At 50.4% G+C, this 14316-nt stretch carries 11 protein-coding genes; 10 read left to right on the top strand and 1 reads right to left on the bottom strand.

The annotated features are described in order from the left end of the window. Positions 1 to 320: 320 nt before the first annotated feature. The 5 genes from ACX1C1_RS09965 (at position 321) to ACX1C1_RS09985 (ending at position 5885) form a co-directional block, all read left to right on the top strand. A complete protein-coding gene (locus ACX1C1_RS09965) occupies positions 321 to 1577 on the top strand; it encodes an FAD-dependent oxidoreductase (RefSeq protein ID WP_458956926.1) in 1257 nt (418 codons plus the stop codon). A gap of 243 nt (positions 1578 to 1820) precedes the next feature. After that, positions 1821 to 2918, top strand: coding sequence for a glycosyltransferase (locus tag ACX1C1_RS09970; RefSeq protein WP_458956927.1), 1098 nt, complete (start codon positions 1821 to 1823; stop codon positions 2916 to 2918). Then, on the top strand, positions 2915 to 3544 hold the full coding sequence (locus ACX1C1_RS09975) for a glycerol-3-phosphate acyltransferase (RefSeq protein ID WP_458956928.1): 630 nt from the start codon (positions 2915 to 2917) through the stop codon (positions 3542 to 3544). The genes ACX1C1_RS09970 and ACX1C1_RS09975 overlap by 4 nt, the downstream gene beginning before the upstream one ends. Positions 3545 to 4284: 740 nt before the next feature. Then, complete coding sequence (locus ACX1C1_RS09980; protein ID WP_458956929.1) at positions 4285 to 5142, top strand: patatin-like phospholipase family protein; 858 nt, start codon at positions 4285 to 4287, stop codon at positions 5140 to 5142. A gap of 35 nt (positions 5143 to 5177) precedes the next feature. After that, complete coding sequence (locus tag ACX1C1_RS09985; RefSeq protein WP_458956930.1) at positions 5178 to 5885, top strand: peptide-methionine (S)-S-oxide reductase MsrA; 708 nt, start codon at positions 5178 to 5180, stop codon at positions 5883 to 5885. Positions 5886 to 6253: 368 nt separating this feature from the next. On the opposite strand, the gene ACX1C1_RS09990 is transcribed toward ACX1C1_RS09985, so the two are convergent. Beyond that, positions 6254 to 7627 (bottom strand): IS110 family RNA-guided transposase, encoded by a 1374-nt coding sequence (locus tag ACX1C1_RS09990; protein WP_458952756.1) that lies wholly within the window; start codon positions 7625 to 7627, stop codon positions 6254 to 6256. Between the two features lie 329 nt (positions 7628 to 7956). On the opposite strand from ACX1C1_RS09990, the gene ACX1C1_RS09995 reads away from it, so the two are divergent. From ACX1C1_RS09995 to ACX1C1_RS10015, 5 genes are all read left to right on the top strand, one after another. Beyond that, positions 7957 to 9285, top strand: coding sequence for an extracellular solute-binding protein (locus ACX1C1_RS09995; protein ID WP_458956931.1), 1329 nt, complete (start codon positions 7957 to 7959; stop codon positions 9283 to 9285). A 112-nt stretch (positions 9286 to 9397) separates the two neighbouring features. Then, a complete protein-coding gene (locus ACX1C1_RS10000; RefSeq protein WP_458956932.1) occupies positions 9398 to 10291 on the top strand; it encodes a carbohydrate ABC transporter permease in 894 nt (297 codons plus the stop codon). A gap of 16 nt (positions 10292 to 10307) precedes the next feature. Then, positions 10308 to 11168, top strand: a complete 861-nt coding sequence (locus tag ACX1C1_RS10005) for a carbohydrate ABC transporter permease (protein ID WP_458956933.1) — start codon at positions 10308 to 10310, stop codon at positions 11166 to 11168. Between the two features lie 9 nt (positions 11169 to 11177). Further along, the gene (locus tag ACX1C1_RS10010; RefSeq protein WP_458956934.1) at positions 11178 to 13016 is read left to right on the top strand and encodes a cache domain-containing sensor histidine kinase; all 1839 of its coding nucleotides are present in this window, start codon (positions 11178 to 11180) and stop codon (positions 13014 to 13016) included. Beyond that, complete coding sequence (locus ACX1C1_RS10015; protein WP_458956935.1) at positions 13013 to 14188, top strand: response regulator; 1176 nt, start codon at positions 13013 to 13015, stop codon at positions 14186 to 14188. The genes ACX1C1_RS10010 and ACX1C1_RS10015 overlap by 4 nt, the downstream gene beginning before the upstream one ends. The last annotated feature ends 128 nt before the right edge of the window (positions 14189 to 14316 follow it).

Here is a 14316-nt window from a genome sequence, read left to right on the forward strand (position 1 = left end):
CAGAGCCTTGGCTCTGCGTTTTCTTATGCAGAAATAGTTGGATATCAGATATAGATGGATATCAGAAATAGATGGATATAAAGCAGAACGGAATGGCGAGCAGGGTGATCAACCGCAATCTCAATTACCGCAATCCCAATCTGTGTTGAAAAAGACCAGAAATAAAAGGATCGTCTACTACTCCCTGCCAAGAGTCTCCTCTACAATAACAATGAAGAGACAAGACAGATGCAGATTCTCTGACCTTCCCTTCCAGTCTGGAGGAATCCACGCAGCTTGAAGGCGCTAGCCGCTTTCTTGCACGATAAAGGAGAGAATATATGAACAACAATACGTATTCGTTCCAACGTCAAGTGAAAACACATGCGAAGGCAGAAGTAGTTGTGATAGGAGGCGGTCCGGCGGGTACGGCGGCGGCGATCGGCGCGGCGAGATGCGGGAAGAAGGTAATCCTGCTAGAGAAGTCAGCACAGCTCGGGGGGATGGGAACACTCGCAAACGTCAGTGTGTTTATGCCTGTCGGCAACGTCACGGGCATTTACCGGGAGATCGTCAAAGAGATGCTGGCCGATTATCTGCCTGCTGTTCATGACAAGTCCATTGCACCACAATATTCGCCATTCTTGCTTCGCCAATATTTGAATGACAAAATGAAGAAGGAAGGCGTGTCGGTATACTTCCATTGTGAATTCGTCGGCACGATCCGAAGCGGCAATAGAATCGGCGCCGTTATCGTTTCTACACGCGAAGGTCTCAGGGCGATCGAAGGCGATGTTATCATCGACTGTACGGGCGACGCACGTGTAGCTATTGATGCAGGTGTGCCATACCGTACTGGTCGAGAATCGGATGGACTTACACAGCCTATGACGCTTATGTTTACGATGCAGGACACGGGCAAGCCGGTCAATCCGTTCCTCCCGGAAGGCTGCTATCATTATGAGGAAATATCCGATTTGCCGCAAGGGCGCAGACTATACTGGAAGCAGCGTGACGATGGGGTGCTGCTAGTCAATATGTCGCGTGTCAAAGCGAATGGAGCCGACATGGAGCAGGTTAACTACGCGGAGACAGAAGCGCTGAAGCAAGTATTCTCCATCGCACATTATTTGCAGAGAACGGGCTTCGAGAACTATGCCATAGCGCATATCGCGCCGCAGACGGGCGTAAGAGAAACCAATCAAATCGAAGGGCTTTATACGTTGACCGAAGCAGATGTCGTGAGTGGCACACGTTTCCATGATGTGGTGGCGCAGACCAACTACGAAATTGATATTCATAGCCCGGACGCCGCTAAGACGACTGACGAGCGTCGTGTTGACGGATACGACATTCCTTACCGTACGATGGTGCCAGTGAGCGACATCGACAATCTGCTAGTAGCGGGTCGGTCAATCTCTGCGACGCATGTCGCAATGTCATCGATGCGGGTGCAAGCTACTTGTTATGCGCTGGGGCATGCGGCGGGAATTGCTGCGGCTATCGCGCTTGAGGACGGTGTATCCGTTCGAGCAGTAGCCGTCGACAAGGTTCAGACGGAGCTTATGCATCAGGATGCCAGACTCCTCAGTTACTAAAACTAATAGGGATGCGGGTCAAGGGAATCAGGGTATGAGCTTGTTATGAGTTATAGATTATTGATTACTATGGAGCTGTCCCTCGCGGAGGCAGGCAACGCAGTAGCCCGAGATTTTTTCGGGCTATTTTATTTGTATTCGATGTTTTTGGATGTTTTTGAAGCGTTGTTCATATCAGGTGGAGGGGTCGCCATATAATGAAACATATATGGCTCGGCACGAAGCTCGGAGGGAGGGGACGGCATGGAAATCGTGATCGTTACACTGCTTGCCGCCGCTTGCGTGGCGGGTTTTCTGCTGTTTCGCCGGAATACGGTTGCGCCAGGACCCGAATCATTTGCGGCTGCCGGGAAGGTGTCGATTATCATTCCAGCTCGCAACGAGGAGAGTAACCTTCCCTATTTGCTAGGCTCCTTACAGCTTCAGTCCATTCAAGGACTAGACATAATTGTCGTCGACGATCAATCCGAGGATGGGACCCAAGCGATCGCGAAGAGCTTTGGCGTGCGCGTGATCGAAAGCCAGCCGTTGCCAGTTGGGTGGACGGGCAAAAACTGGGCGGTTACGAGCGGCTTTGCGGCAGCGGACGGAGATATTCTCGTCTTTTTGGATGCGGATGTCAGGCTGGCTCAAGATGCGCTTCTTTCTCTTCTTGCGGCAAGAGAAAGGCGGGGAGGCGTATTATCTGTTGTCCCGTTCCATCATACGGAACGGTGGTACGAACGGTTAGCGCTCATTCCGAACCTTCTCGGGTTATTTGCTTTTACTTCTCCGATGGAACGAAGCAATCCTGCGCAGGGACTGTACGGGGCATGTATCGTGACGACACGAGAGGATTATGTGAAATCAGGCGGACATGAGGGGGTGAAGGGAGAACTGCTCGACGATCTGAATCTCGGGGCGAAGTTCAGGGAGGCTGGCATCTCAGTCCACAATTATATTGGCTATGGGCTCGTTTCGTTCCGTATGTATCCTGGCGGTATCCGAAGCGAAGTGGAGGGCTTCAGCAAGGGAGCCGTATTAAGCACGGGCAAGCTGAGTCGCTGGACGACGCTGTTCGTTGCGATTTGGCTGGTTGGGCTTATCGCGGCGGAGTCATTCCCATTTTTCCTCGGAACAGATTGGGCCGCTCCGCTTGTCGCTGCATATGTGATGTATACGGTGCAAATTTATTATTTTGTCCGGTATACGGGCTGGTTCGGTCGATGGCTCCCGGCGTTTCATTTGATAAGCATGCTCTTTTTCCTGTATGTCATGGCATATTCCGGATTTCAAGTTGCGGTGTATGGGCGAGTTGCATGGAAAGGCAGACAAGTGAAGGTGGGGGGGAAGGAATCATGACGGTTGGCGCATTCGCGGGATGGACGGCGCTCTGTTTCTTGTCGGGTTCGCTTATGTTTTCGTACTGGATTGGCTTGCTCCTGAATCGTAATGTGAGGAAGGTTGGAGACGGCAATCCCGGCGCCATCAATTTGTGGAAGACGGCAGGACCGGGTTATGGTCTGCTTGGTATTGCACTCGACTCGCTCAAAGGGTATATCCCGATCCTGCTGCTGCTTCAGACGAATGCCATCGGAGGGCTCGGCCTCTTGCTGCCTTCCGCAGCTGTGCTGCTCGGTCATATGTTCTCACCGTTTCTACGTGGCAAAGGAGGTAAAGCGATTGCCGTCACATTTGGTGTCTGGAGCGCACTCACCGGATTTGCGGCGACGTTGGCGTATGCGATTATATTGGCTGTGCTGCTGGTCGGAAGCAAAGCTCTGCGAGGAGGGAGTACGTCTACTCCGCAATCGGACGGCTTTCAGGTTGTGCTCGGCATGCTGCTCTTGACGGTGGGCGTGCTGGTCTGGGGCGGTTTGGAGGCGTTCCATCTTGTCTTATTTGGGCTCGTGAATGCGTTCCTTCTCGCGTATGCGCATCGCAGAGAAGTGAAACCGCTATCATCGAAGCGTGCTAGAGTGCGATAGCGGTACAGTGCGACAATGAGTTTGCCAAAAGCGGGCAAGCGCGCCAAAGCAGGCATATTCGCCAAAGCAGGCACATGCGCCAAAGTTGAATCGCCGTGTTGAGACCGGGCGCCGGTCCCCGCGGCGATTTTTTTAAATTCTAAGAATTTATAAGTTTCGCACCTTATCTGGACTTAGAATTCTCGGAATGAAACGCGCCCCACCGCCAAAGGACGGCGTAGCCGTTTCACCTTGAATTCTAAGAATTTATAAGTTTCGCACCTTATCTGGACTTAGAATTCTCGGAATGAAACGCGCCCCGCCGCCAAAGGACGGCGTAGCCGTTTCACCTTAGGGATACAGTCAGGTTAGGTTATGAAGTTCGAAGTGGTGTGCGTGGTTTCGCGTAGAATGATGCATTCCGTACAGTAATATTTCTTGGTTCGAAGTCGAATAGGTGCGATTCATGTATTTCATACAGGAATAATAAGGATAGCAACGGTAAATCAGAGCGAACTGATCAAAATTGATGTACAAAGTACAGGAATATTCATATATTCGAGGATCGGAGGCAGGATTGATGTATGAAATGCAGGAATCGCAAGGAATCGCATGAAATCGCAAGGAATCGCAAGGAATCGCATGGATTCGCATATTCGCTATGCGCTCCGATGTATCGAACAATCGCATTCGCCATATTTGCGCTACTCCCCCGCAGGTGTATACTAGGAGCAATTGCGTATAACTGGAGGGGATTTCTGATGTCGGAGGCAATCGGACTGGTGCTGGAGGGCGGCGGCATGCGGGCAGTTTATACGGCTGGCGTGCTGGAATGTTTGATGGAGGAAGATATCTACTTTACATATAATATCGGAGTGTCGGCGGGGGCCTGTATGGGGGCAAGTTATTTGTCCAGACAGGCAGGACGTAATCGAAAAGTAAATGTGGAGTATGTCAGTGATCCGCGTTATATCTCTTGGGGCAACCTGATTAAGAAGCGAGAGATGTTCGGGATGGATTTTATATTCGACGACATTCCGAATAGGCTCGTTCCTTTCGATTATGATGCCTACGAAGCAAGCGGCGAGCGTTTCGTCATTGGTACAACGGATTGTGAAACGGGAGAGAGCGTTTATTACGAGAAAGGCACAACCGGCTTCGAGCTCCTTACGCTGCTTAGGGCGTCAAGCTCGTTACCGTTTATTGCGAGGATTGTGGAGTTCGGGGGACGCAAGCTGCTGGATGGCGGACTTTCTGATCCTATCCCGCTCTTGCAGTCGGAGCGAGACGGGAATGCGCGCAATGTGCTCATCCTAACGCGCAACGAATCTTACCGCAAGTCTCCGAACCGGATGGGGTGGATGGTACGCCGGATTTATGGCCAATATCCCAAATTGGTGGACACGATGCTGCGCAGACATGATGTCTATAACAATACGCTCAGATTGATTGAGGAGCGTGAGAGATCTGGTGCTGCATTTGTCATTCGTCCAATTGAGACATTGTCTGTCGGTCGCATGGAACGAGATCCGCAGAAGCTTGGCGCGCTCTACAAGCAAGGTTATGACGATGCGAAGCGACAGCTCCCTCAGTTGAAGAGTTGGATGGAACGGGTATAAGCATCTACTAAAACTGACATAGGGGGAAAGGCATCATGAGGCAGGGTGAAACTGATGCGGAACAACGATCTCAAGGCTTCAGGTCGAGCGCTCGCGAGTGTTCCTCTAATGTTGCAACGTTCGGGATGGGCTGTTTCTGGGGTCCCGAAGCGATGTTCGGGGCGTTGCCTGGCGTGATCCGCACGCGTGTTGGCTATGGCGGCGGCAGCAAGGTTGATCCGACCTATCGGGAGATGGGTGATCATACGGAGATGGTGCAGCTGCAATTTGACGAGCATATCCTCTCTTACGCTGAGATCATTCGAGAATTCTGGGACAAGCATAACCCTGTTAATATCAATGAGTACAAAGGCAGACAATATCAGTCGCTTCTGTTCTATCATGATGAGAGCCAGAAGCAAATAATCGATGACGAGTTGGCCCGCAGGGTACAAACAGGGTTGGTTAGACCGGATACGGAAATTGTGGCAGCGGCGGAATCGACATGGTATCCAGCAGAGGAGAGGCATCAGAAATATAATGTGAAACGATTCCCTCATGCAGTTGCGGCGCTGATATCTCTCTTCGAGGATAGGATCGGTGATGGAATGTCCTGGCAGGATTCGACGATCGCCGCACGCTTGAACGGCATTGCCAAAGGTTTCTCCAGCATGGAGCGGTTGAAGGCAGAGATTGCGGAGTGGAACCTCGGCAGAACGGAACGAGACGAGCTCCTCACAGCATTAACAGCAATCCGTTGGTGAGAACGGAAATAACAAGGCAGTCAGTGACGCGATGGTCATTGGCTGCTTTTTTAAATTCTAAGCGTACTATGTCAACTACTTTTTACGGACTTTAGAGCACCCCAAACACACCTAACCTGTAGAATTTTAAAAATAGGGTTACCAACTGACGAAAAGCGGTGGACGAAAGCGGTATGTCTCGAATCTGAAGAAATAGCCTCGTTTCAATCCTGTATGCAATCTGGCTGAGTGCAGATAGCTGTTCTAACGTACAATTCGCATTGACAGGACGAGGTGGATAACGCTTTAGTACGAGGTCTGGGCCTCCAGAATTTGATCCGATCTTCCCTCGGTCCCAGACATACCGACTTCATCATTTTTCTTTGTATCTAGGCAGCGCTTGATGTGATCATGCAATTAAAGGCGAGCTTTTTGTTGATTTCCTGCACGAGCCGATAAGCTGGCTTGGAGGAATGGAACGGCTGCTTATCGCGTAACATGGCAAAAGCGATCTTAAGCATCTTGTTGCCCATTGCTACAAAGGTTGCGCGTTCGTGCTTGCCTCGGCTTCTGAGACGTTCGTAAAACGGCTTCAGGTCCTCATTATGCAAGCAGAGGCTCCGCCCAGCTAGATAAGTGACATAGCGTAAGTGAGTATTGCCCTGCTTGGAGATTTTGCGATAAGAGCCCGCGCCGCCGCCTGACTGCTTGACGATCGGATTGGTACCGGCCTTCTTGATGAGTTGCCCGGCATGCTGATAATCCAAGACATTACCGATCTCCGCGTAGAGCTCTGCCGCCAAGGATACGCCGAGTCCAGGAACCGTAAGGAGTAAGCTACCGTCGGTCTGAAGCAACAGGTTTTCAATCTCATTGTCCAGCGTATTGATTTTGGCATCGAAGGCGCGGAGGTCCTGTAGCTTCATACGTAGCACCATGAGCTCGGGACGGAGCGTCTGCACGTCTGAGGCAAGTGATTCCTTTGCCACATGAAGCAGCTTGCCGATTGCGTTCGTACGCAACTTCAAGTTGTGCTGAACGGAAAGCTTCCGTAGCCCCATCTCACCAAGTTGCAAAACGAGAGCGGGGTGCGGGTAGTACTCCATGAAGTAGAGAGATGCTTTCCCCCACAAGTCGCTAAACACTTTTATTTTCTTAGCTCTTCCATTCTGGTGTTCGGCGTAACCTTGATACTCTCGCCAGACGATATCCAGGATGTTTCGGATCTCCATACGAAGGCTAGAACGCTTGCGAATTTCTGAGCGCTTTGCACGAGTTAGGACGCGCAACTGTCTTTGCAGGCCTTCCGTTAAACGATACTCCGTCGCTTTATTGTTACGAATGGCGTGAGCAATGGCGACGAGGTCGAGGTCATCGGTTTTGCACCAACTAAGAGCGCTGGCACGCTCTTCAGAGGTCGTGTAGGCGTTGAGAATTTGAACGTGGTACCCATGCATGGTCATCTGTCTGACAATGTCCTCGTAGTAGTGGCCGGTTGCTTCAATGCCAAGAAACAAGCGTACGGCTTCCGTGTCTCGAATGGCTCTTTCAATCGTGTCGTATAGGAGTTTCATTCCGGATTGACTGACGGAAAAAAAGAAGGGTTTCTCAATCACGTCGCCGAAATAATTGCATATGAGTGCTTTTTGGTGGAGCTTTGCCGCATCGATCGCTACGATGAGTACTTGCTCCAGGTTAACACCTCGCAGTTGTTGACTGAACTTTGTTCCCTTTAAGCCTTGAATATGTTGGGATTTCCCCATGTGACTTCAACCTCCTGTGGTGGGTGGTTAGATTGAAGCTCTTCGTCAGGTGCTTCTTTCTTCGATAGTCGCTGGGGATTTTCCTTTATAAAAGGAGTATATTACACGCCAGAATTTATAAGTTTTTGCATCTTATCTGAGCTTAGAATTCTCGGAATGAAACGCGCTGCGCCGCGAAAGACGGCGATAGCCGTTTCACCTTGATTGAAAACCTCTACCTCCTTCGTGCACCACCTTAAAAAAACAAACATGACCTCCTAATTTACTTCATTGTTAGACTACCGAATCTGGAGCATAATAACCCCATAACCATTAAGGGGGAAATACAAATGGCTAACAAAACTACAAAAATGCTGAGCGTTCTTATGGCAGGCACACTGGCTGTCGGCCTTACAGCATGCGGAAATGATAACAACTCGGGCACGAACGAAGGAACTGGCGACAAAGGCGGAGAAAAAGCGACGATCACGTTCCAGAACATTTACCCAGATTCATCTGATCCGAAATACCAAATGATCCGTACAATCGTTGCTAACTACGAAAAGGATCATCCAAACGTAAAAATCGAGCTTGACTCCCTGAACACGGATCAACAAAAGCAAAAGCTGAAAACGCAAGCGGCTTCCAAAGAAATGCCGGACATCACAATCGTAAACCCTGCAGCGCAAATGCAGCCATTCGTAGAGGCGGACCTGTTCGCTCCTCTGAACGATATGATCACGCAGAACGGTCTGAAAGACACGTTCCAAGAAGGGATCCTGGACTACTACACATTCGACGGAAACCTGTATGCACTGCCTGATGGCAACAACATCGGTCTTGTGTACTACAACAAAGCATTGTTCAAACAAGCTGGCGTAGAAGTTCCAACGACATTCGAAGAAATGGTTGAAGCTTCCAAAACATTAAAAGCAGCTGGCATTACGCCAATCGCGATCGGCGAGAAGGACTCCTGGACGGGATCGTTCTTGTTCATGAACATCTTGCTCCGTACGAGCGGCCCTGGCTTCCTGCAGTCCATTGTTGATGGAGAGAAAACGTTCGAAGATCCAGCGTTCGCAGAAGCGGTTGACGCATTGCAAAGCCTGGTTCAAGCAGGAGCTTTCCAAGAAGGCGCGACTTCCTTTGACTACAATGCCGGCGAAAACCTGTTTAAGACTGGCAAATCGGCTATGTACTACATGGGCAGCTGGGCAACTGGCGGTATCGAGACATCTGAAGTGAACAAAGACGACAACATCGGCGTCTTCAAATTCCCTACAGTGAATGGCAAAGGTAACCCTGACGAGTTCATGCTGGCTCCTGGTTCTGCTTTCGCAGTATCCAAGAACAGCAAACATCTGGATGTTACACTTGATTTCTTGAACTACTTCATGCTGAATTACCCGCTTGAGGCGTTCAAAGTAAAAGGTGCTGTCGGCGTAGCCCAAACGATTGACGAGGACTTCAAGGCGGCTGGCTACTCCAACATGGCAGTTCAAGTTCTGGATCTGTTCAAGGATGTAAAAGGCGGAGACATCTCCTTCGACAACACGATGAACCCTGGCACATCGCAAGCGCACCTGACGAGCATTCAAAACCTGTTCGTTTCGAAAAAGGACGGCGCAGCTGTAGCGAAAGAACATCAAAAAGCTTATGAAGAAAACAATAAAAAATAACGCCTAGATAAAGAATAACCGTTAACGTATGGCGGAGGGAGCGACTTGCCAGTCAAGCGCGCCCTCCTGCTTGCGTCATTCGACGAAGGTTTTGGAGAAGGAGATGGATGCCTTGAACGTACTGAAAGTGTCCAAGTGGACCATCGCGGCGTTTGTGCTGCCCTGCGTTCTGTTATATGTCGGACTGGTATTCGTGCCGATTCTTGTATCGGTATATACCTCATTGCTGGATTGGAATGGGATAGGGGAATCGACCTTTATCGGTCTCGACAACTATAAGTACATGTTGATGGACGACTCCGTATTCTGGTCAGCGGTCGGACGTACTTTCCTGCTTGCAGGATTTTCAATGATCATTCAATTACCACTCGCATTATTTGTTTCAATCTTGATTAGCCGTTACGTACGCAAGGCAAACTTTCTAGTTTCCAGCTATTTCTTGCCGGTCATTTTGTCGGTTGTCGTTATTGGTCAATTGTGGAAGACGATTTACAATCCAGCCTCTATGGGCGGGATGATTAACCAAATTCTTGAGAAAATTGGACTGGAAAGCTGGGCCCATGCATGGTTGACCGAGCCTAAATACGCGATTTTTGCGATTATTTTGGTAGGACTATGGCAATACCTGGGTTACCACATTCTCATTCAGTTCACTGGGGTACAGAACATTCCGGCTGATATTTATGAAGCTGCCAAGATTGATGGCGCAGAGGGCTTCAAGGCCGATCGTTATATAACGCTGCCGATGATCATCCCGATCTTCAAAATTTCCGTGGTGCTGTCCTTTATCGGTTCCCTCCAGTCATTTGACCTGATCATGGTTATGACAGGCGGCGGCCCTGGCAACGCAACGGACGTTATCGCCAGCCATATGTACAAAATGTCGATCCTATCGCAGAAGTTCGGATACGGAAGCACCATTGCGACCTTCCTTGTCGTCGTCTGCTTGCTAGCCACCGTTATCATCAACTTCCTGTTCACTCGTCTGGACAAAAAGTATTCGTAAGAAGGAGGCGCTTCGAATGAGCCGATCCGCGACTTTACCCGATAGAAGCAGACGCTTCTCGGTAGCCAAACCATTTATTTATCTGGTGCTGGGCATCTTGCTCATCACACAGCTTTATCCGCTTGTTTGGTTGTTCTTGTATTCGTTCAAGACGAACGATGAGATATTGTCAGGCAGCTTCTTCTCGCTTCCCGACGTTTGGCAGGTAGAAAATTATAGAGCAGCCATCGAAGGGGGCAACTACTGGAAATATCTCAGTAACAGCCTGATCGTTACCTCGATCACGATGGTCAGCGTAATCCTTCTGGCTTCTTTGGCGGCCTTCGCCATTACACGTTTCCGGTGGAAATATGGTCAGATGGTACTTCTGCTGTTCTTGCTTGGCATGATGATTCCATTGCAGAGCACGTTGCTGCCCCTGATGATTATTTTCAAAAACATGGATATCTTGAACACGCATCTATCCTTGATTTTGCCGTATATCGCTTTCCAGACGCCGATCTCTGTCTTTATCCTGAGCGGCTTTATGAAATCGATACCGAATGAGATCGAGGAATCCGCGATCATCGACGGAGCGGGCGTTTTCCGCATATTCCGCAGCATCATATTGCCCGTGTCGGTTCCACCGGTTGTGACGGTGTGTATCCTGACGTTCATCAACATCTGGAATGAATACATTCTGGCTGCGACATTCATCTCGTCGGAGAGGTTGAAGACATTACCGTTTGGCGTTAACAGCTTTGTTGGTCAATATTCCGTTAACTACGGTGCAATCGGCGCTTATCTGGTTCTAGGTGCTTTGCCTGTAATTATCATCTATTTCTTGCTCTCCGAGCGCATTACGAAAGGGATGGTAGCGGGCGCCGTTAAAGGGTAAGATAGCATTATGAAACCATTCCAATCCATTCACGGCAGATTATTCCCGATGTTCTTGCTCAGCATGCTAGGACTATTGCTCGTCGTTACGGTGGTGTTCTATCACCGTGCGACGGAGCAAGTCAGAGACAAAGTCAGTGCCATCGCCGAAAAAAATATATCACAGACGGTAGATCTATTCGATCTACTGCTCAGAAGCTATGACAGCGTCACCAAGTCGCTTAACAGCAACAATGAGTTGATCCGTCTGCTTCAGCAATACAATTCGGCGGAATCCGTCGGAGCGGTTCAACTGGAGAAACAAATCAGCGACATTATCGGCGCGATTTTCTATTCGCGCAACGATACAGTCGGCATTCATATCGTAACAAACTACGATAAGGTGTTCAGCTTTGACCGGACAAACGGCGCATCCGTTCGGGGATATTCGGAGACGAGCTGGTTCACGGAATTGAAGGGCTCGACAGGAGAAATGAAATGGCTGGGAGTTTATCCGGAATCGCTAATGAGCACGGGTATACAACGGCCTGTTTTTGCGTTCGGCCGCCAATTATATGAGCTCTCCTCGCTCAAATCAATCGGCATCGTGCTCATCGAGACGGACGCCGATGCCATCGCATCCGCGCTTACGAACGCGAGTCTCGGACCGGATAGCCAGGTGGTCATTCGCGATGCGGACGGTGACGACATTATTCGGTCAAAGGTCGCTGAGCCAGCTATAATCGGCGTTATACCGCATGGCTGGCCGGGCAAGCTCGCTTCGGGAAAGATCGTCACTCGCAGTGCTTCCGGATCCATGATGACAGCGGCGCAGATCGGCATCGCTGACTGGACCATGGTCGGGATTACGCCCAATAAGGAGCTGCAGCTGGAGCTGAAGGATACGCAGCAATTCCTCATTACGTTGGCGCTGATTCTAATCGTGGCTGCAACGGTACTTGCATCGTTAGTATCGCGGTCGTTCTCTTCGCCATTCAAGCGTTTGATCCAGCAGATGAAGATGGTGGAGTTGGGTAATTTCAAAGGCGGCTTGCACGTTCAGTCCTATTATGAAATCAACGTTCTCGTAGGTTCCTTTAACCGAATGGTGCATCAAATGGATGAGCTGATCGAGCGGATCAAGCTGGCTTCCATCAGCGAAAAAAACGCGCAGCTGCAGGCGTTGCAATCGCAAGTGAATCCGCATTTTCTGTTCAATACGCTGGATATGATCTACTGGATGCTCGACGAGCGCGAGAATGACCGGCTTGGTCGCGTTATTCTGGCTTTGTCACATATTTTCCGTTATAGCAGCGACTGGGAAGAAGCTTCGATGGCGAAGCTGAGGACGGAGCTGGAGCAGTTCAGGCATTATTTTACGATTATTGAGACGCGGCTCGGGGGTCGTGTGCATACTTCTATCGAGGTCGAGGAGAAGTGGCTGGCCCTTGAGGTGCCTAAGATGATTCTGCAGCCAATTGTAGAGAATGCAGTGAAATACGGATTGGAGCCTCTTAATCGTGAAGGGTCTTTGCGCGTATTCTCCAGAGAAACCGAAGATGGCAAGCTAGAGATCGTCGTAGAGGATGATGGGGTCGGCATGGATGGCATCACGCTGGAGCGAATACAGCAGACGCTGGAGGATCGACCCGAACACAACGATGTCACGTTGTTATCGAATGGTGCTTCCGAAGAAAACTTTGCTGGCGAGGAGAAAGCGCGGAGGGGCATCGGACTGCTAAATGTACATAGGCGGATCCGATTATTATTCGGAGAAGGTTACGGTCTGCGGATAGAAAGTGAGAAGGGACGAGGGACGAGTGTCATCGCGTCGTTCCCCGGACGGGACAGAGAGGAGGCAGGTGGATGAACATACTCGTAGTCGACGATGAAGAAGTGATCAGAAACGGCATCGCAAGGACGATACGTACACAGTTTCCGAAGCATCGCGTCATGGTGGCGGGCAGCCCGGAGGAGGCGGTGGAGCTTCTCCAGACCTTGCCTATCGATCTTGTCTTGACCGATGTGCTTATGCCAGGTATGACGGGGCTGGAGCTGATCGAGATTTCGCGAGGCCGTCATTCGCATATCAAATGGGTCGTGATCTCGGCCTATTCCGAATTTGCTTATGCGCAGGAGGCGGTACGTCTCGGGGCGAAGGATTATTTGCTCAAGCCGATCGGCAAGGATAAGTTAATCGCCAAGATCCACGAGATGGAGAGCGAGATCGCGAGGGAAAACGAGCGCAATAAGGAGGAGCAGCTGCTCAGCCGGAACTTACGTTTTCTGCGCGAGGCGATCTTTGCGAGATGGGCATCCGATCTGGATCTCGGGGGCATCGATCTGGCTCCATTTGTCGGCAACCACCCTTACTTTCATCTGATCATGCTGAGGCTGGATAGTGAGTCGGATCTGCGTCTGGAGCACTTTATCGTCGAGAACGTCATGTCGGAGCTCATTGATTCGGCTGGTGAAGGATTCGTTGCGAGCATAGACTCCAAGAGCTTGCTCGGTCTCGTCACGCTTCGTGAAGAGGGAGGTCTAATGCAGCTAATCGAACATCTTAGGTCGCATCTCAAGCGGTATCTCAAAATCCCGTTCCAGGTCGTCCATTCGGAGCGGATTACGGATTTGGTCGCTGTGCCTGAGCAGGTTAAGCTGATGCACAAGTCTTCGGAGTCGCAGGTATATGACCATTATGCGAGCGGCGGAGAGAAGGCGGTGGAGGTAGCCATTCAATATATCGGCTCACACTTGGCCGCGGAGCTGACGCTGGAGAAGGTAGCCTCGATCGTGTACTTGAACCCGGTATATTTCAGCCAGCTGTTCAAGCAGAAGACGGGCGGCGGCTTCAAGGAATATGTGACGCAGCTGCGCCTTGACCGCGCAATGGAACTGCTGCGCCAATCGGAGCTCAAGATCGGAGAGATCGCGGAGCGCGTCGGCTACCCCGATGTGCGCCACTTCTCGCAGATCTTCCGCAAGAAGGCGGGCTGCACGCCTTCTGAGTATCGTATCGGTGCGACTGCACCGGTACGGTAGCTGGCGGCGCAGCCGCGCCCAATAGCCCGAGAAGAGAGACTGTCGATTAATTCTAAAGAATCTATAAATAAAAATGGTCAAATTCTATATAAAATAACCTTTTTACTCGATAAATCACCGAATATCTC

This window comes from Paenibacillus sp. strain BS8-2 (assembly GCF_054483835.1).

Excerpts from the sequence above, each read along its gene's own strand:
- ACX1C1_RS09990 (WP_458952756.1), bottom strand. The coding sequence starts at position 7,627 with ATGGGGAAATCCCAACATATTCAAGGCTTAAAGGGAACAAAGTTCAGT.
- ACX1C1_RS09985 (WP_458956930.1), top strand. The coding sequence starts at position 5,178 with ATGAGGCAGGGTGAAACTGATGCGGAACAACGATCTCAAGGCTTCAGG.
- ACX1C1_RS10010 (WP_458956934.1), top strand. The coding sequence starts at position 11,178 with ATGAAACCATTCCAATCCATTCACGGCAGATTATTCCCGATGTTCTTG.
- ACX1C1_RS09975 (WP_458956928.1), top strand. The coding sequence starts at position 2,915 with ATGACGGTTGGCGCATTCGCGGGATGGACGGCGCTCTGTTTCTTGTCG.
- ACX1C1_RS09995 (WP_458956931.1), top strand. The coding sequence starts at position 7,957 with ATGGCTAACAAAACTACAAAAATGCTGAGCGTTCTTATGGCAGGCACA.
- ACX1C1_RS09965 (WP_458956926.1), top strand. The coding sequence starts at position 321 with ATGAACAACAATACGTATTCGTTCCAACGTCAAGTGAAAACACATGCG.
- ACX1C1_RS09970 (WP_458956927.1), top strand. The coding sequence starts at position 1,821 with ATGGAAATCGTGATCGTTACACTGCTTGCCGCCGCTTGCGTGGCGGGT.
- ACX1C1_RS09980 (WP_458956929.1), top strand. The coding sequence starts at position 4,285 with ATGTCGGAGGCAATCGGACTGGTGCTGGAGGGCGGCGGCATGCGGGCA.
- ACX1C1_RS10015 (WP_458956935.1), top strand. The coding sequence starts at position 13,013 with ATGAACATACTCGTAGTCGACGATGAAGAAGTGATCAGAAACGGCATC.
- ACX1C1_RS10005 (WP_458956933.1), top strand. The coding sequence starts at position 10,308 with ATGAGCCGATCCGCGACTTTACCCGATAGAAGCAGACGCTTCTCGGTA.